Origin of the sequence: Delftia sp. S65 (assembly GCF_016516495.1) — a bacterium.
GTDB lineage: Bacteria > Pseudomonadota > Gammaproteobacteria > Burkholderiales > Burkholderiaceae_C > Comamonas > Comamonas acidovorans.
The window spans coordinates 1-21,610 of record NZ_JACVUR010000048.1 but is presented as its reverse complement, the minus strand read 5'-3'; the positions used below and the strand labels follow the sequence as shown (position 1 = coordinate 21,610).

The 21,610-nt window shown below is 69.2% G+C and carries 12 protein-coding genes and 3 tRNA genes; all 15 read right to left on the bottom strand.

Features of this window, described 5'->3' with window-relative positions; genetic code table 11:
* Nucleotides 1-3 precede the first annotated feature (3 nt).
* The 15 genes from IAE24_RS25865 to IAE24_RS25795 all read right to left on the bottom strand — a co-directional run bounded on the left by IAE24_RS25865 (nt 4) and on the right by IAE24_RS25795 (nt 21,277).
* A complete protein-coding gene (locus tag IAE24_RS25865; RefSeq protein ID WP_199961941.1) occupies nt 4-4,674 on the bottom strand; it encodes a type I polyketide synthase in 4,671 nt (1,556 codons plus the stop codon).
* Nucleotides 4,674-10,019 carry a non-ribosomal peptide synthetase gene (locus tag IAE24_RS25860; protein WP_199961940.1) on the bottom strand — a complete coding sequence of 1,782 codons (5,346 nt, stop codon included), beginning with the start codon at nt 10,017-10,019 and terminating at the stop codon, nt 4,674-4,676. The genes IAE24_RS25865 and IAE24_RS25860 overlap by 1 nt, the downstream gene beginning before the upstream one ends.
* Before the next feature lie 20 nt (nt 10,020-10,039).
* The gene (locus IAE24_RS25855; protein WP_016450666.1) at nt 10,040-11,029 is read right to left on the bottom strand and encodes a TauD/TfdA family dioxygenase; all 990 of its coding nucleotides are present in this window, start codon (nt 11,027-11,029) and stop codon (nt 10,040-10,042) included.
* Complete coding sequence (locus IAE24_RS25850) at nt 11,026-11,715, bottom strand: 4'-phosphopantetheinyl transferase family protein (RefSeq protein ID WP_199961939.1); 690 nt, start codon at nt 11,713-11,715, stop codon at nt 11,026-11,028. Before IAE24_RS25850 ends, IAE24_RS25855 begins: the two co-directional genes overlap by 4 nt.
* Entirely contained in the window at nt 11,693-12,436 is a 744-nt protein-coding gene (locus IAE24_RS25845) for a thioesterase II family protein (RefSeq protein ID WP_199961938.1), read from the bottom strand. Before IAE24_RS25845 ends, IAE24_RS25850 begins: the two co-directional genes overlap by 23 nt.
* Nucleotides 12,437-12,441: 5 nt before the next feature.
* Complete coding sequence (locus IAE24_RS25840; RefSeq protein ID WP_065347997.1) at nt 12,442-12,726, bottom strand: MbtH family protein; 285 nt, start codon at nt 12,724-12,726, stop codon at nt 12,442-12,444.
* 151 nt (nt 12,727-12,877) lie between these two features.
* Nucleotides 12,878-13,402 carry a sigma-70 family RNA polymerase sigma factor gene (locus IAE24_RS25835; RefSeq protein ID WP_043824402.1) on the bottom strand — a complete coding sequence of 175 codons (525 nt, stop codon included), beginning with the start codon at nt 13,400-13,402 and terminating at the stop codon, nt 12,878-12,880.
* A gap of 717 nt (nt 13,403-14,119) precedes the next feature.
* A tRNA-Asp gene (locus tag IAE24_RS25830) sits at nt 14,120-14,196 on the bottom strand.
* A gap of 44 nt (nt 14,197-14,240) precedes the next feature.
* A tRNA-Glu gene (locus IAE24_RS25825) sits at nt 14,241-14,316 on the bottom strand.
* Nucleotides 14,317-14,353: 37 nt separating this feature from the next.
* Nucleotides 14,354-14,429, bottom strand: a tRNA-Ala gene (locus IAE24_RS25820).
* A 126-nt stretch (nt 14,430-14,555) separates the two neighbouring features.
* A complete protein-coding gene (locus tag IAE24_RS25815; RefSeq protein ID WP_013801593.1) occupies nt 14,556-14,891 on the bottom strand; it encodes a P-II family nitrogen regulator in 336 nt (111 codons plus the stop codon).
* A 16-nt stretch (nt 14,892-14,907) separates the two neighbouring features.
* The gene (locus IAE24_RS25810) at nt 14,908-17,997 is read right to left on the bottom strand and encodes an efflux RND transporter permease subunit (protein ID WP_013801592.1); all 3,090 of its coding nucleotides are present in this window, start codon (nt 17,995-17,997) and stop codon (nt 14,908-14,910) included.
* Nucleotides 17,998-18,001: 4 nt separating this feature from the next.
* Complete coding sequence (locus IAE24_RS25805; protein ID WP_034395847.1) at nt 18,002-19,219, bottom strand: efflux RND transporter periplasmic adaptor subunit; 1,218 nt, start codon at nt 19,217-19,219, stop codon at nt 18,002-18,004.
* Between the two features lie 41 nt (nt 19,220-19,260).
* Nucleotides 19,261-20,691 (bottom strand): TolC family protein, encoded by a 1,431-nt coding sequence (locus IAE24_RS25800; RefSeq protein WP_199961937.1) that lies wholly within the window; start codon nt 20,689-20,691, stop codon nt 19,261-19,263.
* A gap of 217 nt (nt 20,692-20,908) precedes the next feature.
* On the bottom strand, nt 20,909-21,277 hold the full coding sequence (locus IAE24_RS25795; protein ID WP_224986538.1) for a hypothetical protein: 369 nt from the start codon (nt 21,275-21,277) through the stop codon (nt 20,909-20,911).
* Nucleotides 21,278-21,610 lie beyond the last annotated feature (333 nt).

Here is a 21,610-nt window from a genome sequence, read left to right as displayed (position 1 = left end):
TCTTCACGAATAAATCGGCGATGCGGTGGTCGGGGCGGGCTCGGCTTCGGCGTCCAGCGCCTGGATTTCCTCGATCAACCGGGTTTCAACGAGTTCGGCCAGGCGCCGCACCGTGGGCGTGCGCAGCAAGGCCGCAGGATGGATTTCGACGCCATAGGCCTGGCGCACGCGCGCCAGCAGCTGTATGGCCATGAGCGAGTCGCCGCCGAGTTCGAAAAGGTTGTCCTCGGCGCCCACGGGAGCCACGCCCAGGAAGCCGCTCCAGAGCGCGGCCAGACCGGTCTCCAGGTCGCCCTCGGGCGCCACGAAGCCGGCCATGCCACCGGGCCGCGCCTGGGTGGGCGCAGGCCCCGCCGTCGCTGCCGTTGTCGCTGCTGCAGGCAGGGCCTGGTCCAGCAACTCGGCGAGGTCCGCATGGCGACGCGTTTCCAGATCGGTGGTGGACACGCAGACATGGGGCTGCACAGGGCCGGCCAGGATGCGCTCGAACAGATGCACGCCCTGCTCCGGTGCGATGCCCACACCTTCGGGCATGGACGTGCCTGCCGCCATGCCCACGCCGCGCCACCCGTCCCAGCCCACGGAAATCAGCGGCCAGCCGGCCGTGCGGCCATGGGCCACGGCCAGCGCATCCAGGCAGGCATTGGCGGCCGCATAGTCGATGCGGCCCAGGCCGCCCGCCACGGCGGCCAGGGAAGAGCACAGCAGCATGAAGTCCAGCGGCTGCCCGGCCAGTGCGGCCAGCAAGGCCCGCGTGCCCTGGAGCTTGGGCGCGAGCACCTGCATCACCTCGTGTGCCCGCTTGTCCGCGAGCATGCCGTCGCCGGCCAGGCCGGCGGCGTGGATGACGCCGTGGATGCCGCCATGCATTCCGCCGAACGCGCGCTGCGCCTGTTCCAACGCGGTGCGCAGCTGGGCTTCGCTGCCCACATCGGCCTGCACCAGGCACAGCTGGGCGCCCAGCCGTTCCAGCTCCAGCAACTGCTGCAGCCGGGCACGCAGCGCAGGTTCCGTCTGCGCATCCTGCGCCAGTGCCTGCCACTGACCCCGTTCAGGCAGCGCCGAGCGGCCCAGCAGCACCAGCCGGGCCTGCCAGTGCTCGGCCAGGTGCCGGGCCAGCGCCAGCCCCATGCCGCCCAGGCCGCCCGTGATCAGATAGCAGCCGCCACGGCGCAGGCGCGGCGCGGTGGCTGGCGCAGCTGGCGTGACGGCGGGTGCCGTCTGCCCCGCAATGCGCTCGTAGCGCCGGGTCCAGCGGTGCGGGCCGCGCAAGGCCACGCAGGCCGGTGCGGGCTCGCTGAACTCGGCCAGGATGCGCTGCGCCAGCGCTGCCATCCCTTGGGCATGCCCGCTCTGCACAGGCAGCACATCGACGATGCGGCAGGCCATGCCCGGCAGCTCCTGGGGAATCACGAGGCAGGGGCCATGGAGCATGGCCTTGGCGGGCTGCAGGGATTCGGTCCCTGTCACGTCCTCCAGCCCATCCGTGACCAGCAGCATCTGCTGCCGGCCAGCAGCGCCCACAGCGGATGCGGCAGGCACGGCCTCCAGCGCCTGGGCCAGGGCCAGCGGGCCGAGCAGGCAGCGCTCAGCCGCCTGTGCGTCATCCAGCGTGCCCAGGCTCCACAGATCGCAGATGCAGGCCACCGGGCCGATCTCGGCCGCTATCTGCCCCAGGGCGCGCGTCCAGTCGCTGCGCTCGGTCATGCGCAGCGCATGGCGGGCAGGCCCCAGGCGTTCATGGAGCGGACCGGGTTCGATGCGGACCACGGGCGCGGGCTGGGTGTCGGACCAGGCCTGCGCCAGGGATTCGGCCAGTGTCGATCCGGCCTCGGCCAGCAGCAGCATGCAGCCGCCGGCGGGTACCGCGGCGGCCCGTACAACGAGCGCTGAGCGTTGCCAGACAGGGGCATACAGCCAGCCCCGGGGATCGGTGCCGTGCAGACCACCGGGAGCAGCAGGAGCGGCCTCAGAGGCCGGCACCGTGGCGGCAACCCAGTGCGATTCGCGCTCGAACGGATAGCCGGGCAAGGGCACGCGGCGCGCGCCCTGTGCGCTGTTCAGCAGCGGTGCCTTGGCCGCGTCAACGCCCGCCGCCCAAAGCTGGGCCAGGCAGCGCGCGGGCTGGTCGGCCTGAAGTTCTTCGCGGTTGGCGGCTGCCTGCGAGGCCAGCACGGTGCGTGCGCCAGCCTTGGGATGGCGCCGGGCCAGGCCGCTGAGGCCTTGGCCCGGGCCCACTTCCAGCAGGATGCGGTCGCTTTGGTCCAGCAGCGTGTCCAGGCCCTGCGCAAAGCGCACCGTGCCGCGCAGATGCTGCAGCCAGTAGCGGGGGTCCTGGGCCTCTTCGTCGCGGATCCAGCAGCCGCTGAGGTTGGAGATGAAGGCCATGGCAGGTCGGTTGAACCGCACGCTGGCCAGCTGGTGCGCAAAGGCGTCGAGCACGGGATCGAGCAGCGCGGAATGAAAGGCGTGCGACACCTGCAATCTGCGCAGCAGCACGCCCGTGCCGGCCAGGGCCTGCTCGGCGGCCGCAATGGCGTCGGGCCGGCCCGAGAGCACGCACAGATCGGCCGCATTGACGGCGGCCAGATCGCAGCCCCGGCACAGCCAGTCCTGCAGCGCGGCCTCAGGCAGGCCCACGGCCAGCATGGCGCCGGGCTCGGTGGCCTGCATGATGCGGCCGCGCGCGACCACCAGGTCCAGCGCATCGTCGAGCGAGAAGACCCCGGCGATGCAGGCCGCCACATACTCGCCGATGCTGTGGCCCAGCATGGCCTCGGGCTGCAGGCCCCAGGACATCCACAGCCGCGCCATGGCGTACTCGACGATGAACAGCGCAGGCTGCGTGGCCTCGGTGCGCGCCAGCGCCTGCGCGGCCTGGGCATCGTCGGCCTGCGCCAGCAGCCAGGGCCGCAGGTCCATGCCGGTCTGCGTCCTCACCCTCTCGCAGCAGCGGTCCACGATGTCGCGGAACACCGGCTCCTGCGCATGCAGGCTGCGTGCCATGCCCGCGTGCTGGGCGCCCTGCCCCGGGAACAGAAAGGCCAGGCCGGGCTGGGGCGAGAGCACGCTGCCCGTGAAATGCACCAGGGGCGCCGGATGGTCCAGCGCCTCGATGGCCTGGGTCACTCCATGGGCCAGCACGGCCAGCCGATGCGCATGGCGCTTGCGGCCCACACGCAGGGTGTGGGCCACATCGGCCAGGGCCATGCCCGGGTGCTGCTCCAGATGTCTGGCCAGCTGGCTGGCCGAGGCCTGCAACGCCTGCGGCGTACGCGCCGACAGCAGCAGCAATTGGGGCGTACGCCCTGCGCTTTCCGATGGATCGGCAGGGAGCGTGGCCGGAGCCTCCTCCAGCACCATGTGCGCATTGGTGCCGCCCATGCCGAAGGAGCTCACGCCGGCACGCCGGGGCAGCGGGCCGGCAGGCCAGTCCTGCGCCGCGGTCTGGACGCGGAAGGGGCTGGCAGCGAAGTCCACGCGCGGGTTGGGCGTGGAGAAGTTCAGGCTGGGCGGCAGGGTGCGGTGGCGCAGCGCCATCACGGCCTTGATCAGGCCGGTCACTCCGGCAGCGGCGTCCAGGTGGCCCACGTTGGTCTTGACCGATCCCAGGGCGCAGTGACCGGGCGCACGCCCCGTCAGTCCCCCAGCCCCGCCAAAGGCCTGGGTCAGCGCCGCGATCTCGATGGGATCGCCCAGCGTGGTGCCCGTGCCATGGGCCTCGACATACCCCACTGAGGCGGGATCGACGCCGGCCATGGCCTGGGCGGCGCGTATGGCCTCGGCCTGGCCGTCCACGCTGGGCGCGTTGTAGCCGATCTTGCGCGCGCCATCGTTGTTCACGGCGCTGCCCCGGATCACGGCATGGACGGTGTCGCCATCGCGCAGCGCCTCGTCCAGGCGCTTGAGCACGACCACGCCCGCGCCGCTGCCCAGCATGGTGCCGTCGGCGCGCGCATCGAAGGCGCGGCAATGGCCGTCCGAGGACAGAATGGCGCCCGGCTGGTGCAGATAGCCCGCGCCCTGCAGCAGGTTGAGCCACACCCCGCCGGCCAGGGCCATGTCGCACTCCATGCCCAGCAAGGACTGGCAGGCCATGTGCACGGCCACCAGCGAGGTGGAGCAGGCCGTCTGCACGGTCACGGCCGGGCCGCGCAGGTTGAGCTTGTAGGCCACGCGCGTGCACAGGGCGTCGGCCGCGTTGCCGTTGAGCAGGGCGATCAGCTCGGCGATGCCGCCGCTCCACTGGGCCCGTCCCAGCAGATGGCGCATGAGGTAGAGATTGGCGCCCGCACCCGCGAACACGCCGGCCGCCGCGTCCAGCCGCTCGGCGTCATAGCCCGCATGCTCCAGCGCCTGCCAGGCGCATTCGAGGAAGACGCGCTGCTGGGGATCGATCTGGCCGGCCTCGCGCGGCGTGTAGCCGAAAAAGCCGGCATCGAACCAGTCCAGGCCTTCCAGCACCACGCCGGACTTCACGCAGACGGCATCGTCCAGCAGGGCCTGTTCCGTGCCCCGGGCTCGCAGGGCCTCGTCGCTGAAGACCGTCACGGATTCACGGCCTTCGCGGATGTTGCGCCACAGCGCGTCCACGCTGTCCGCGCCCGGGAAGCGCCCGCCCATGCCGATGATGGCGATCTCCACGCCGCTGTAGCCCGCATCCTGAGCACGCATCAGTTCACCTCCTCGGTCAGACCACGGCGGCCCAGCAGCGCGGCGCGGCGGCGCTGGGCGCGTGCGTCGGCCTGCTGGTCCTGCAACTCCTGCTGGTCCTTCAGCCCTTCCTGGGCCGCCCCCGCGCCGCGCTGCGCCTCGATGCGGCGGGCCAGCGTGGACACGGTCGGGTGCTGGAACATGTCGATCACAGAAAGCCCGCTGCCCAGCGCATCCTCGATCCGCCGGTGCGCGCGTATCAGCAGCAGCGAATGCCCGCCCAGGTCGAAGAAGCTTTCGTTGGCGCCTATGCGTTCGAGCTGCAGCAGCTCGCGCCAGATGGCGGCAATGGTCTCGGCCACACCGCCTTCGGGCGCCTCGAACGGCTGCGCGCTCTCGCCCGATGCAGGCAGGGGCGCGGGCGCCGGCAGCGCCTTGCGGTCCACCTTGCCGTTGCTGTTGAGCGGCAGCGCGTCCAGGCGCACAAAGAGGGAGGGCACCATGTAGTCGGGCAGGCTGCGGCCCAGCTGCGCCTTGAGTGCAGCCAGGTCCTGCAGCGCGGCACCTTCACCGGCCAGGTAGGCCACCAGCCGGCTGCCGCCTTCGGCAGAGTCTGCGACCACCACCGCCTCGCGCAGGCCTGGCATGGCCAGCAGGGCGGCCTCGATCTCGCCCAGTTCCACGCGGAAGCCACGGATCTTGACCTGGTGGTCCAGCCGGCCCAGGTACTCGATCTCGCCGTGCTCGTTCCAGCGCACCAGGTCGCCCGTGCGGTAGGCACGCTCGCCGGCCAGCGCCGAAGGGCTGGCCACAAAGCGCTCGGCCGTGAGCGCGGGCCGGCCCCAGTAGCCGCGCGCCAGCGCCAGGCCGCCCAGCAGCAGCTCGCCGGCCACGCCGCGCGGCACGGGCTGCAGGCCAGCGTCGACGATATGCACCTGCACGTTGCCCAGCGGCCGCCCGATGGGCACGGCCTGCGGTCCGGGCTCGCGGCAGTCGTGGTAGGTGACCTCGATGGCGGCTTCGGTCGGCCCGTAGAGGTTGAGCAGGCGCGCGCCCGGCAACAGGGCCAATGCGCGGTCGCGCAGCTCGGCCGGCAGGGCCTCGCCGCTGCAGACGATGTGCTTCAGCCCGGTGCAGGACGGAGCATGGCCGCTGGACAGAAAGGCCTGCAGCATGGACGGCACGAAGTGGATGCAGCTGACGGCGTGGCGTTCGACCAGGGCCGCGATGCGCGCAGGATCGCGGTGCTCCCCGGGCCCAGCCAGCGCCAGCCGGGCGCCTGTGGACAGCGGCCAGAAGAACTCCCAGAACGAGATATCGAAGCTGAACGGTGTCTTCTGCAGCACGGTGTCCTGCGCGGCCAGCGGCTGGTGCTGCTGGCCCCAGGCCAGGCGGTTGCACAGCGCGCGGTGGCGATTGCCCGCGCCCTTGGGCCGGCCGGTGGAGCCCGAGGTGTAGATGACGTAGACCAGGTTCTCGCCGTGCAGCGCGACGCCCGGGTCATGGGCCGGCAGGGAGGCCGGATCGATGGCGTCCACCGCCAGGCACAGCGGCTGCAGCGCGAGCGGCAGCCTTGCGACCAGGCCCGACAGCGTCAGCAGCACGCCGATGCCGCTGTCGTCGGCCATATAGCGCAGGCGTTCGGCCGGGTGCTCGGGGTCCATGGGCACATAGGCGCCGCCGGCCTTCAGGATGGCCAGCAGGCAGACCACCATTTCCAGCGAACGCTCCATGGCAATGCCGACCTGGACCTCGGGCCGCACACCGTGCGCGATCAGATGGTGGGCCAGGCGGTTGGCACGCGCATTGAGTTCGCCATAGCTCCAGGAGTCTTCTCCAAAGACCAGGGCCGTGGCCTGCGGGTTGCGGCGCGCCTGCTGCTCGAATGCGGCATGGACCAGCTCGGGGACGGCATGGCCGCTCTGCCCAGACTGCCAGGCCACCAGCTCGGCACGTTCTTCCTCCGACAGCAGATCCACCTCGCCCACAGTCGCCTCGGGGTGATGGGCCAGGGCCTCGAGCATGCGCAGATAGTGCTGGCCCAGGCGCTCCATGGTGGCGGGCAGGAAAAGCTCGGCCGCATAGTCCATGCCCACGCGCACGGCGCCGCCTGCGCGTTCACGCACTTCCAGCGACAGCTCGAACTGCGCCGTGCCTCCGGGCACGGAAGCCGCTTCGGCCATGCAGCCCGTCATGCGCTCGAAGCCGCGCAAGTCCTCATGCACATGGTTGAACATCAGCTGGAACAGCGGTGGATGCGCCAGGCTGCGCTGGGGCTGCAGGTCTTCCACCAGTTGCTCGAAAGGCAGGTCCTGGTGCTCCTGGGCCTGCAGCGTGGCGCGCCTGGCCGCATTGAGCACCTGGGCTAGCGGGGTGCGGCCATCGACCTCGGCCTGCAGCACCAGGGTGTTGACGAAGAACCCGATCAGGCCCTGCGTGCCCGCATGCTGGCGGCCCGCCACGGGCACGCCCAGGCGCTGCACCTGCTGGCCCGTATGGCGGTGCAGCACGGCCTGCCAGCCTGCCAGCAGCACCATGAACAGGCTGGCGCCGGCTTCGGCGGCACGCGCGCGCAACGCGTCCACCAGCGGCGCAGGCAGCGCGAAGCCATGCCGGGCAGCCGAGTAGCGGGCCACGGCTGCGCGCGGCCGGTCGCTGGGCAAGGCCAGCACGGGATGCTCGCTGCCCAGTTGCCCGCGCCAGTAGGCCAGTTGCCGCTCGCGCACGCCGCCATCCAGCCAGGCCGCATGCCAGGCTGCGTAGTCGGCGTATTGCAATGCGGGGGCAGCGGGCTCGGCGGCCGCCGCCGCATCACCCAGATGGAGGTATTGCTGCGCAAGCTCGTCCAGCAGGTTCTGCAGGGATACGCCGTCGCACACGATGTGGTGCATGACCAGCACCAGACGGTGGTCATCCGGCCCAAGCCGCATCAGCAGCGCACGCAGCAGCGGGCCCTTGCCCAGGTCGAAGGGCCTGGCGTGCAGGCGGCGTGCCTCTTCATGGGCACGCTGCGGCTCTTGGTCCAGGTCCAGCCATTGGAACTCCAGGCCGCCGCTATCCAGCACATGCTGCCGGGCCGACCCGTCGGCGGCAGGCAGGAACACGGTGCGCAGCGCATCGTGGCGTGCCACCAGGCGCTCCAGGGCCGTGTGCAGCCGTTGCGCATCCAGCGTGCCGCCCAGCCGCAGCTCCACCGCCACGTGGTAGGCCGTGCCCGCAGGATCCAGGTGCCAGAGAAACCACTGCCGCTGCTGGGCGTGGGACAGGGGCTGGCTTGCACCGGGGCCGCGCGCCACAGGGCCAGGACGAGGGATGCCAGTTCCGGGTCCTGCCGCCTGCAGTTCGCGCAATGCAGCCGCGCACGCCGAAAGCCGGGGCCGGTCAAAGAGCAGGCCTGGCGCAAAGTCCACGCCCCACTGCTGCGACACGCGTGCAGCCAGTTGCACGGCCGAGAGGGAGTTGCCGCCCAGCAGGAAGAACTGCGGATCGCCCGCAGGCAGCTCGGCACGGCGCAGCACTTCGCACCAGAGCATGGCCAGCGCAGTCTCGGTCGCATCGCGCAGTGGGACGGCTGGGTCTGCACCGTCATTTGCCACAGAGTCCGCCGTTGCGTCCACAAAGGCGCCGTTCTCCCAGACCGCATAGGCCTCCAGGCTGCGCTGCGCCCAGCCCTTCTTGCAGGCCTGGCGCTGGAGCTTGCCGCTCGATGTGCGCGGCAGCGCGCCGGGCTCCAGCAGGACCACGACGGCAGGCGCCTCGCCAAAGGCCGTGGCCACGGCGGCAGCCAGTGCGTCGACCAGCGTCTCCCTCCGCACCAGCTTTTGCAAACCGCGCGAAATCTCGGCGGCCACGCCTATGCCCTCGCCCGACGGCCCTTCCACCGCAAACGCGGCCACGCGTCCCTTGCGCACGGCTTCGACTTCGGCCTCGACCACGCGCTCGATGTCCTGCGGGTAGAGGTTGTGCCCGCGCACGATGATCAGGTCCTTGATGCGGCCCGCCACATGGACCTGCCCAGCATGCACGAAGCCCAGGTCGCCCGTGCGCAGCCAGCGCCGGCCTGCATGCTCGACAAAGGCCTGCTGCGTTTGCTGCGGCTTGCCCCAGTAGCCCTGGCTGATGCTGGGGCCGTGCGCCCAGATCTCGCCCACGCGCCCGGGCTCCAGCACCTGCAGGCTGTGCGGATCGACGATGGCCACGGCATGGCCGGGAACGGCGGGGCCGCAGCCCACGAGCGGGGTGGTCTGCGAGGCGCCGGAGCTTTCCTCGGCCCGGCCCTGGCCCAGGGCCTCGGTATCGAAGGACGTGATCGTGGCGCCTGCGCCGCAACTGCCGCCGGTGATGAACAGGGTGGCTTCGGCCAGGCCGTAGCAGGCATAGGCCGCGTCGGGCCGCAGGCCGCAGGCGGCAAAGCGCTGCGCGAAGGCCGTGACGGTGTCGGCACGCACGGGTTCGGCACCCGTGTAGGCCAGCCGCCAGCTCGACAGGTCCAGCTGCGCCAGTTGCGACGGCTTGATGCGCTCCAGGCACATGCGGTAGGCGAAGTCGGGGCCGCCGCTGATGGTGGCGCGGTGGCGCGAGATCAGCTCCAGCCAGCGCACGGGGCTTTCCAGAAAGAGGCGCGGCGAGGTCAGCACCAGCGGCAGGCCGCTGTACAGCGGCTGCAGCAGGCCGCCGATCAGGCCCATGTCGTGGTAGAGCGGCGCCCAGGACATGAAGCGGTCGCCCGCGCCGATGTCCATGCGCTGCTGGATGGCGGCCTCGTTGGCGATGAGGTTGCCGTGGCTGACCATCACGCCCTTGGGCGCCGAGGTGGAGCCCGAGGTGTATTGCAGGAAGGCGATGTCGTCGGCAGCCGGCGCATGGGGCCGCCAGGCCTCGGCATCGGCCAGGTCCACCTGGTCGGCGGCCACGGCGGCAATGCCTGCAAAGCGCGCATCGGCACCGGGCAGGGCCTGCATCACTTCGGCCGTGCTGATCACGCAGGCCGCGTCCGCGTCGCCCACGATGCCCAGCAGCCGCTCCAGGTGCTGCACGCGCAGCGATTCCAGCGGCGGCACCGGCACGGCGATCACGCCCGCGTAGAAGCAGGCCAGCATGCTGGCGGCGTAGTGCTCGTCGTTGTCCATCATCACCAGGGCGCGCGCGCCCACGGGGCACAGCTGCTGCAGCCGGGCGGCCAGCGCGCGCACGTGGCGGTCGAACTCGCCATAGCTGTGGCTGCGCTCGACCACGCGGCCGTCCTGCACGGCGGCCACGGTGAGCCAGATGTCGTCGGGCCGCTGCTGCGCCAGCCCCCTCAGATGCTCGACCAGGCTGGCCGGCGCCTGGCCTGCTGCCGCGATTGCACTTTGTCCACTCAGCATGTCAGCTGCCTCCCGGGTTCTCAGAAACGGTCCAGATTGCTGCGCGGCTCGGCCATGGCGACGATGACCTTGCGCGGCCCCTTGAAGGGCGAGCGCGCATGGGCCACGAGCATGTTGTCCAGCATCAGCACGTCGCCCTGCTCCCAGGGGAAGCTGACGGTCTCGGCATCCAGCGCGGCGCGCACCTCGGCGAAGATGTCGTCGCCGATGGTGGAGCCGTCGGCGAAGAAGGTGTTGCGCGGCAGGTTCTCGATGCCGTAGACCTCCTCCAGCACCTCGCGCTCCTCGGGCTCGCGCGCCGAGATGTGGAACAGGTGGGCCTGGTTGAACCAGACCATCTCGCCCGTGACGGGGTGGCTCTCCATGGCCTGGCACAGCTGGCGCGTGCGCAGGCCGTCGTCTTCCTTCCACTCCCAGTCCATGCGCGCATGGCGGCAGAACGCCTCGACCTCGGCGCGGCTTTCGGTGTTGAAGACCTTCTGCCAGGGCACGTCCATCTCGCCGAAGTTGCGCACGTAGAGGATGCCGGGCTCGAACAGCTCGCGAATGCGCGCCGGAATGCGGCGGTAGACCGCACGGCTGTCGGCAATCGGCGTCTCGCCGCCCTCGGGCGAGGCGGTGACGCAGTGGAACCAGATCTTCATGGGCCACTCGCGCGTGTAGGCCTGCTCGTTGTGCAGCGGAATGCTCTGGTGGGCCGGGTATTCGGTGGAGGTGTAGACGCCCGCGCCGCTGGAGGCCTCGACCGCGCTGCGCGGCGTGGAGGCGAATTCGTACTTGAGCAGCGGATGGCCGAAGGCCGAGGCGAAGCGCTGGAAGGTCTCCACATCGGGCACGCCAAAGCCGCGCAGCAGCACGCCGCCCGTGGTCAGCAGGGCTTCGTCGATGTCGCGGCGCAGCGGCGGCAGCGCGGCCAGCAGGTCCTGGCCCGGCTGGGCGGGCGTGATGAGCTGGGGAAGCAGCGAGCCCGCGGGGGCCTTGCGCTCGAAGCGCTGGAGGGTTTCGTTCATGTCGATTCCTTGGTGCGCCACGCAAGAGCTGCCGCGTAGCCCGGCGGCGCTGGCAGCGCCATCGCTTGAAAACCATTCCAGTCGGGGACCGCGCAGGCGATGGCCAGCCGTCCGTCCCCTCCCGGGCTGATGCCTATGGAGCGCAGGTGGTCGGCCACGCCGATGCCGATGGCCTTGAGCACGGCTTCCTTGCCCACCCAGCGCTGGTAGAAGGCCGCCAGCCGATCAGGCGCACGGCGCACGCTGGCGCGTTCCTGGTCGGTGCAGACGGCGTCGAGCATGACCTCGGCATCGAGGTCGGGCTTGTGCTGCTCGATGTCCACGCCCAGGTGCAGCACGCCACCGGGATCGGCCAGCGCGATCAGCGCATGGCCGCCCGAATGCGAGACATTGAAGAGCGGTGCCCGCAGCGGGTCCTCGTCGACAAAGGGCTTGCCGTGGACGCCGACCACCAGCGGCACATCGGCCGGGCAGCAGCCCAGCCTGCGCCCCAGCAGCCGCCGCGTGGCAGCGCGCGTCTGTGCGAAGCGCAGCCGGTCGGCGGCCCGCACGAAGCGCGCGGCGCGACCGCGCTCCTCGGGGGTCAGGTGCGGCAGGCTGTCGCTCAGTTCGGCCGACAGGTCCAGGTCCAGCCTGAAGACCTCGATGCCCTGGCTCATGGCCTCACGCACGGACACGAGCTGCATGGATGCCTCCCTGGAGTGACTGGGACCCGGCCAGGCGCTGCGCCAGCACGGCCAGCACATCGCCTTCGCGCTGCTTGATGAAGAAATGCCCGCCCTCGAACCAGTCCAGCGTGAAGGCCCCGGCGGCCTCCTGCGACCAGGCCTGGACGCGGGGCGCCTCGATGTCGTCCTGCCGCCCCGCAAAGACGTGCACCGGCAGCGGCAGGCCCGCAGCGGGCACATGGCCGAAGCTCTCGCAGACGCGGTAGTCGGACCCCAGCACATCCAGCGTGATGCGCATGAGCTCGGGGCTGCCAAACACCTCTTCGGGCGTGCCGCCCTGCCTGCGCAGATCGGCAATCAGCGCCGCATCGTCGCCCTTGCCCGCAAAGCGCTCGGGATCGCGGCAGGCCGGTGCCGGGCTGCCCGAGGCAACCAGGGCCAGCGGCAGCTCCCTGCCCTGCTCGCGCAATTGCCGCGCCATGCCGAAGGCCAGCAGCGCGCCCATGCTGTGGCCCAGCAGCGCAAAGCGGCCGCGCATGGCCTGGCGCTGCTCGGCGCACAGCAGCGAGACCAGTTGCCCGAAGTCCTCGACCGCAGGCTCGCCCAGCCGGCTGCCCCGCCCCGGCAGCTCCACCGGCGCAATGCGGATCCAGTGGGGCAGCAGCCTGCGCCAGCGCAGGTACATGGTGGCGCTGGCGCCTGCGCACGGCAGGCACAGCAGGGTCAGCGGCGCGTGCATGCGCGTCAGCCCGCTGCGGTTTCGATCACGGTATCGGTATCGCTTTGCAGCGCGGCGCCGGCACCCGCCTGCTCCTGCTGCTGCATCCACACGCGCAGCGACTTGGGCCGCATGTCGGTCCAGGTGGCGTCCACGTACTCAAGCACGGTTTTCTTGTCGCCCTTCACGCCCTCCACGGCGGTCCAGCCGCCGGGCACGGCCTTCCAGTGCGGCCAGATGGAATACTGTTCCTCGTGGTTGACCAGAACGATGAAGGTTTCGTCTTCGCGGTCGAAGCAGCTTGTAGACATGCAGGCGTCCTTTATGCGGTTGAACATCGGTGAGGCCAGTACCGGATCGCGGCGACCCGGCACTGCGCCTCTGTTGAACATGACGTTCCGAACCCGAAACTGTTCACGCCGCGTGCGCGCCGGTTCCGGGTCGTGCGCCGGGCTGCACCGTTCAATGGTGGTCCAGCAGCGAGCGGTGGACATGGATGGCCTTGCAGGCGTCGGCAATCCTGGCGTTCACCAGGCCCAGCGCGCACTCCATGTGCTCGGCGATCTGGCGCTGGGTGAGGCCCTTGATGCGGTACAGCTCGAAGGTCTCGCGGGTCTTGGGCGGCACCTCGTCCAGGGCCTGGTCGATCAGGCGTATGGCCTGGGACTCGAACAAAAGGCGCTCGGGCGAGCGGCTGTCCGGTATCTCCAGCGTCTCCACATCCACGCCGTGGGTGCGGTAGCTGTTCTCGCGCTCCTGGCGGCGCAGGTAGTCCAGAGCCATGTTGCAGACGGCGCGCGTCCAGTAGGCGGCGGGCTTGGCGATCTCGGCATCGCTGCGCATTTCGGCAACGCGCAGATAGGTGTCCTGCACGGCGTCGTCGGCCAGTTCAGGATTCCTGAGAATTCTTCGCGCGACCCTCACCAACTGTCCACGCGAAGCAATGAAAACCTCTTCCAGCGAAGAATGTGTGTGATTCAAGGACACGATGCAGTTCCTCTCGCAAGCTAGGCAAGAACGTCAAGGGGAAATGTCGACCGCAGGTCGATGGACTGCCGGCGCGCCGCCCGTGCAAAAAGACGGGAACGGGGCTCGGCACAGGCGGAAAGCGGCGGCACAACCGCTGACCGCAGGGCATCAGTGAACGCCGATGCGCATCGGCGTGACTTGGGGAGTCGGGCCTTAGATCGGCCTCATACCGGCTTCATGGCGGCTTCATGGCGGCGGCCGACCTCGCCGGGCCCATGCGTCCTGGAACAGGATCGGCAAGGGCTGTGCGGCCTTGCAGACGTGCTGAAACTTGAACCGGGACCAAGGCATGCAGTGGTGCTCCTTTAACGTTTTCCAGAACATGAAATGAGAAGCATTAACAGCTCCGGCGACAAAACCGGGTCTGGATCGGCATCTCGTACCTGTCTGGAAGACGTCCCGCCAAGGCAAACGAAGACACGGCTATCGGCATTGAAAAATCGGCAGCCGGTGCCTATGGATTCCCGTCCCCATGGCTTTCCCTCGCCATGGATGATGGGCCTGGATCATGACGGACTGGTGATGCCCCAAGCGCAGCGCGGGGGCGCAGAAGGGCTGGGTGCGCAGGCAGGAAAAGCGAACGGAGCGCGGCCTGCTGCTGCAACCTGCAGACGAAAAAAAGCCACCTTGCGGTGGCTTCTTGTCTGTGCAGACGCTAGGTTTGCACAAGGAATCTGGCGGAGTGGACGGGACTCGAACCCGCGACCCCCGGCGTGACAGGCCGGTATTCTAACCAACTGAACTACCACTCCTGGCAGACAGCTTTTGCGCTCTTTCGAGCCAAGTGCTGCAAACTTGGCGACCCTACGGGGATTCGAACCCCGGTACTCACCGTGAAAGGGTGATGTCCTAGGCCTCTAGACGATAGGGTCAATCCTAGAACTTGCGTAAATACCCAAGTCTCAATTTTGGTGGAGGTAAACGGGATCGAACCGATGACCTCTTGCATGCCATGCAAGCGCTCTCCCAGCTGAGCTATACCCCCTTGCTGCAACGTTGCACTGCTTCGTTGCTGCGATTCAAAAATTGTAGCACAGCGTTTTTGGGGCAATTCCGGAATGCATGACTTTTTTATGTCGCCCTGCATTCCGGCGCCCTGCTCAAGCCCGGGTCAGGCCAGGCTTTGCCCATCGCGTATGCGGTGGATCTCGGCGATGTCCACCACCCAGACCAGGCCGTCGCCGACCTGGCCCGAATGGCAGGCCGTGGTGATGGCCGCACGGATGGGCTCGACCATGGAGGCCTCGGCCAGCACGCAGACCATGATCTTGTCGGAGAAGTCGGTCAACTCCTCCTTCACGCTGCGCTTGTCGATGGCGGCCGGGGCCGTGAAGCCCTCGGCACGGAACAGCGTCACGCCGGGGAAGTTGGGAATGGCACGCAGCGCGTCGCGCAGGCGCTCCAGGCGGCTGGGGCGCACGATGGCCCGGATTTCCTTCATGGTCATTGCAGTGTCTCCTTCATCAGGCTTCCAGCGGTTTTTCGTCAAACCAGCGGTACAGGGTCGGCAACACCACCAGCGTAAGCAGGGTGGACGAGATCAGGCCACCGATCACGACGATGGCCAGCGGGCGTTGCACCTCCGAGCCGGGGCCGGTGGCGAACAGGAAGGGCACCAGGCCCAGCAGCGCGACGGTGGCCGTCATCATCACGGGGCGGAAGCGCTGCACGCAGCCTTCGCGCACGGCCTCGGCCACGTCCATTCCATCCTCGCGCAGCTTGCGGATGCAGCTGACCAGCACCACGCCGTTGAGCACCGCAATGCCCCACAGCGCAATGAAGCCCACCGATGCCGGCACGCTCACGTATTCGCCCGTGACGAACAGGCCTATTAGTCCCCCGATGGAGGCGAAAGGCAGCACCAGGATGATCAGCCCGGCCAGCTTGACCGAATTGAACAGAACGAACAGCAGGAAGAAGATGGCCACGATGGTCAGCGGCACGATCACCTGCAGCGTGCCCATGGCGCGCTCCATGTTCTCGAACTGGCCGCCGTACTTGAAGTAGTAGCCGTCGGGCAGTTGCACTTCCTTGTCGATGCGCTGCTGCACTTCGGTCACGAAGCCGCCCAGGTCGCGCCCTTCCACGTTGGCGCCCACCACCACGCGCCGCTTGCCGCCTTCGCGGCTGATCTGCGCGGGTCCGTCCACCAGTTCGATGCGGGCCACGCTGTTGAGCGGAACCTGCGCGCCGGTGCTGGTGGTCAGCAAGGTGGCGCCGACAGCCTGGGGCGAGCCACGGAAGGGCTCGGGGAAGCGCACGACCACGTTGTAGCGGCGCTCGCCCTCGTAGACCGTGGTCACGTCCTTGCCGCCGATGGCCGACTCGATCACGCCCTGCACGTCGGTGACGTTCAGGCCGTGGCGGGCAATGGCCTTGCGGTCGATATCCACCGTCAGCGCCTGCTGGCCTGACAGCCGCTCGACACGGATGTCGGTGCTGCCCGGCACGCTCTTGAGGATGCGGGCCACCTGTTCGGAGACATCGCGCAGATCGTCCAGCTCGTCGCCGAAGACCTTGATGGCCAGTTGCGAGCGCACGCCCGTGACCATTTCATCCACGCGCTCGGAGATCGGCTGGGACAGCACGATCTGCACGCCCGGGATCGAGGACAGGCGCTGGCGGATGTCTTCGTCGATCTCGTCCTGGGTGCGGTCGGACTCGGGGTCCAGCAGCACGATGGGGTCGGACTCGTTGGGGCCTGCGGGATCGGCCGGCGATTCACCGCGTCCGAGCTTGGAGACCACGCTGAGCACGCCGGGCACCTCGGCCACGGCCTTCATCGCCGCCATTTCCATGCGGATGGACTCGTCCAGCGAGATGCTGGGCACGCGGTTGATCTGCGGCGTCAGCGCGCCCTCCTTCATGGTGGGCATGAAGGACTTGCCCAGCAGCGGGAACAGTCCCAGCGAGCCCAGCAGCAGCGCCACGGCCACGGCCAGCGTGGCGCGGTTGCGTGCGGTGGCCAGGTCCAGCAGGCGCAGGTAGTGGCGCTTGAGGAAGGCGATCAGGCGCGTGTCATGGTCCGCGCCGCCCTTGAGGAAGTACGAGCACAGCACGGGCGACAGAAACAGCGACACGGCCAGCGAGACCGCCAGCGAGATCGCGATGGTCAGCGCCAGGGGGCCGAACATCTTGCCTTCGATGCCCTGCAGCGTCATCAGCGGCAGGAACACCAGGATGATGATGGCGATGCCGAAGATGGTGGGCGTGGCCACCTCGGTGGTGGCCGAGAGCACGGTGCGCACGCGGGCGCCCATGCTGTCGCCGGCCTGGCCGAGCTTGTGGAACACGTTCTCCACCACCACCACGGTGGCATCGACCATGAGGCCGATGGCGATCGCCAGCCCTCCCAGCGACATGAGGTTGGCCGAGATGCCCCAGCGGTTCATCATGATGAAGGTGGTCAGCGGCGTGATGATCAGCGTGGCCACCACGATCAGGCTGGAGCGCACGTCACCCAGGAAGACGAAGAGCACCACGACCACGAGCAGGATGCCCTCGATCAGCACCTTGCCCACGGTCCACAGCGCCGAGTCGACCAGGTCGGTTCGGTCGTAGTAGGGAACGATCTGCAGGCCGCCGGGCAGCATGCCCTTGGAGTTGATCTCCTGCACGCGCTCCTTCACGCGGGTGACGACTTCCTTGGCATTGCCGCCGCGCATCATCAGCACGATGCCGGAGACGCCTTCGGTATAGCCGCCCTTGATGATGGCGCCCTGGCGCACTTCCTGGCCCAGCTGGACCTCGGCCACATCGCGCACGAAGACCGGCACGCCGCCATCCTGCTTGAGGACGATGTTGCCGATGTCCTCCAGCGACTGGATCAGGCCCACGGCGCGGATCAGGTACTGCTCGGTCACCTGGGGCAGGATGCCGCCGCTGGCGTTGGCGTTGTTGTCCGCGATGGCCTGGACCACATGGCGCACGGACAGGCCGTAGTGGCGCAGCCGGCCGGGGTCGACCTCCACCTGATACTGCTTGACGTAGCCGCCCTGCGAATTGATTTCGGCCACGCCGGGAATGGAGCGCAGCAGCGGGCGCGCCACCCAGTCCTGGATGGTGCGGCGCTCGGTCAGCTCCTCGGGCGTGAGGGCCCGCTTGCCGTCGTCGGGATGGTCCAGCGTGTACTGGTAGACCTCGCCCAGGCCCGTGGACACCGGCCCCAGCACGGGGATGATGCCTTCGGGCATGCGCGGCGTGACCTCCATCAGCCGCTCGGTGACGAGCTGGCGCGCAAAGTACACGTCGGTGGTATCGGTGAAGACCAGGGTGATGATGGACAGGCCGCTCTTGTTGAGCGAGCGCATCTCCACCAGGCCCGGCATGCCGGTCATGGCGATTTCCAGCGGCACGGTCACGAAGCGCTCGATTTCCTCGGGCGAGCGGCCTGGCGCCTCGGTAGCGACCTGGACCTGGACGTTGGTCACGTCAGGAAAGGCATCCACCGACAGATTCATGGCGGCGCGCAGGCCAAAGCCGCACAGCACCAGCGAGAGCACGATCACGATGAGTCGCTGGCTCAGTGCGGCCCGGATCATGGAAGCGATCATGGGCTTACTCCAGCTCTGCGCGCTTGCGCTCGTTGTTCAGGTGGAAGGCGCCCGTGGTCACGATGACCGTGCCATCGGCCACGCCCTTGTTCACGGGGCGCATGCCGCCGCTGGCGGTGCCCAGCTCGACGGGCGTGAGGCGGTAGTGGTTCTCGCCCTTCTTGACGAAGACATGGTCGCGGTCGTTCTCGCGCACCACGGCCTCGGCCGGCACGGCCAGCAGCTGGCGCACCTCGCCCTGGATGCGCATGGTGGCCAGCATCTGGGGCTTGAGGTCGCGCTCGGTGTTGTCCACCTGGGTGCGGATGGTGACGGTGCGGGTCTCGGGCGTCACGGTGTCGCCCACATGCACGATCTGGCCGGACAGCACGCGCTCGCCCAGGGCGGGCACGGCGATCTCCACGGCCTGGCCGGCACGCACGCCGCTGGCCATCTGCTCGGGAATCGCGCCCACCACCCAGACACTGCTCAGGTCGGCCACGGTGAACAGCGGATCGCCGGGCTGGGTCACCTGGCCGGAGCTGACCTTGCGCTCGATCACCACGCCGGCCCCTGTGGACAGCACGGCCGCATGCGACTGCAGCGTGCCCTTGTCGCGCAGCTGGGCGATGGCGCTGTCGGGAATGCCGATCAGGCGCAACTGGTCGCCGGCAGCGCGCTGCTCGGCGCGGGCAATCGACAGCTCGGACTCGCGGCGCTGCAGCTCGGCCGAGCCGATGACGTCAGCGGCGATCAGCTGGCGTGCGCGCTCCACGCCGCGCTCGGCCAGCGTGGCGGCGGAGTGCGCACGCAGATAGGCCAGTTGGGCGGTGGTCAGCTCGGGGCTGGCCACGCGGGCCAGCACCTGGCCCGCGCGCACGCGGTCGCCCACTTCGACCAGCACCTCGGTCACGCGCCCCGTGGCGGCCGCGCCAATGCGGGTGACCTGGCGCTCATTGGCCTCGATGCGGCCGGACACCTCCTGCAGCAGCGCGATCTGCGCCTGCGCCACGGGCTTGACGGCGAAGTTGGGTGCCATCTCGGCGGTCACACGGACCTCCATCGGGTCCTGCTCCTGGGCAGCGGCCGCTGCGGGCGCCGCCTTGGCTTCGGCCTCTTCGTTCTTGCCGCAGGCGCTCAGCGCCAGCGTTGCGGCCAGCAGGCCGGCCAGGGCCAGGGAGTTCACCAAGGTGCTGCTGCCTGCGCGGGCGGCGATGGGTTTCGGATGCATATTCAAGGACATGTTCGTTTCTGATTTCGGGTGTGAGGCAGGGACGGCGCGCTTCACAGCGCAGACGGATCGTCGTAGCGGCCCGCGAGGTATTCGAGCTGTATGCGCGCCGCCTGCAGCTGGTAGCGCGCATCGAGCAGGTCTGCACGGATGGAGCGCAGCACGCGCTGCGCATCGAGCACATCGAGAATGCCGCGCTCGCCGAAGCGGTAGGCGGCCTCGGCCACGCGCAGGGCCGACTCGGCCTCGCGCACCGAACCCTGGCTCAGTGCCTGGGTGCGCAGTCGCGCCATCTCCAGCTCCTTCCAGGCCTGCAGCGTCTGCTGGCGCAGCTCGATCTGCCGGCCTTCCAGCTGCAGACGCGCGCGCTCCAGCTCGGAGGCCGCCTCGTCGATGGGGCCGCGGTGCTGGTCGAGCAAGGGGATCTGGATGCTCACGCCCACCGTGTTCAGGCGCACGTCGGGCTCGCGCGTCTGGCCGTAGCGCAGCTCCACGCCCGGCCAGCGCGAGGCCTTGGCACCGTCAAGCCGCGCCTGGGCACGCTCGACCTCCGCCTTGAGCTGGCGCAGTTCGGGATGCTCCATGGGATCGATCTCGCCCATGTCCTCGATGCGCAGCGGGTCCTCCAGCGACACATCCAGGCGGAAGCGCACGGGCAGCTGGCCTGCGGCCAGGCGGCCCAGCGACAGCTGCGCCTGCTCGGCGCGCAGCCTTGCGGTCTGCTCCTGCTGGCGCGCCTGGATGATTTCGGCATCGGCCTTGATGATTTCGTAGCGGGCCGCCTCGCCGCTGTCCACGCGGACGCGGACGCGCTCATGGGCCTGCTCCAGAAGGCGCACCGCCTCCTTGGCAGCCTCGACCTCCGCCTCGCGCAGCACCATTTCGTAGGCGCGCAGCCGCACCTGGGCCACCAGCGCATTGCGCGTGGTCGCCACGAAGTGCACCGACCCCTGCTCGCCTGCCCTGGCGGCCTCCACGCGCGCACCGCGCACGGCGGGGTTCTCGATGGGCAACGCCACGGCCCAGCCCTGCACCGTGCCGGCCGCCGCGCCGGGCACGCGGGCGCTGTTGCGGCCCTGGTTCCATTCAAGCTTGGGATTGGGCAGCGCCGAGGCGCTGACCACGCCTGCGCGCGCCGTGGTCCGCGACTGCTCGACAGCGCGCAGATCGGGGTTGTGGTCCAGCACGGCGCGAACGACCTCGTTCAGGCTCAGCTGGGGCAGGCGCTGTGCGGCGGCCGAAGCCGCGGAAGCCGTTGAAGCTGTCGATGCGGCCTTAGGCGTGACCGGTGCGCGGGCCGCTGCGGCCTCGGCAGCTGCAGCCGCGGCGGGTGCCGCCTGGGTCATGGGAGGCTGGGATGCCTGTGCCGAGGCACCGGCCCCCCAGCCCACCAGCAGGCTGCAGATCGCGCCTTGCAAGGCCTTGCGCGAAAAGGATGGAAAACGAGCGGGGGCCATTCCCGCCAATACCGTTGGATTCACCATGGCATGCATCTGCCGCGAAACGACAGTCGAGGGGTTGAGTAAGAGATGGGCCCTCCCCTGCGGACAACGCGGGAACGGGCATGGCCGGGCCGTGCGCAGTCAGCGCGCGGACGACGGCATGGCATGCACGCCAGCAAGGCGCGCACGAGCAGTGATCAGGCAGTGGGATGCGTCAGCCGACAAGGGGCGCAGGGCATGCCTGCGCCGCAATATGCGGTCAGCCGAGCAGGGAAGGTCTTGGAGGGCGCAGCAGCTGGCCCGGAGCGGGCGACAGGTGCGCCTGGGAATAGGTCGAAGGCGGGGCCCACAGCGACACCACCTGCACGGCGATGGGCTCGGGCGGCCAATACATCTCGGCGGAGCGGTCCTCGCCGCAGGCCAGCAGGGCCAGCAGCTGGCGGGTATTGCCGCCGTGTGCCGTCAGCTCGGCAAACTCCGTCTCGTCGTCTTCCTCGACTTCCGCGAGCTCTTCGAGGAATTCCTCATCGATGGTCACGATGGGGTGGTGCGCCAGCAAGCCATCGCTTTCCAGTCCATCGGACGATGCCGACGCCGCCACCTGTCCACAGAAGATGGACAACAGCATCAGCAAGGAAAACAGGAACGATGGCGCAAGGCGCATGGGGCGAGACGAAGGCGGGAGCAGTGAAAGTGAATGTCCCGTGATCGGGACACCATCTATTGTTACGAATGTTGAGGCAAAGTTCCGGGTTTGCCCTTAAAAAATCTGTGGCAAAGCCCGCTTTTCGCACATGCTTGCCTGCCACCAAGCGAGGCAGCCATGCAGGCGAGCTGTGCGCGGCAGAAACAAAAAAGCCACCTTGCGGTGGCTTCTTGTCTGTGCAGACGCTGGGTTTGCACAAGGAATCTGGCGGAGTGGACGGGACTCGAACCCGCGACCCCCGGCGTGACAGGCCGG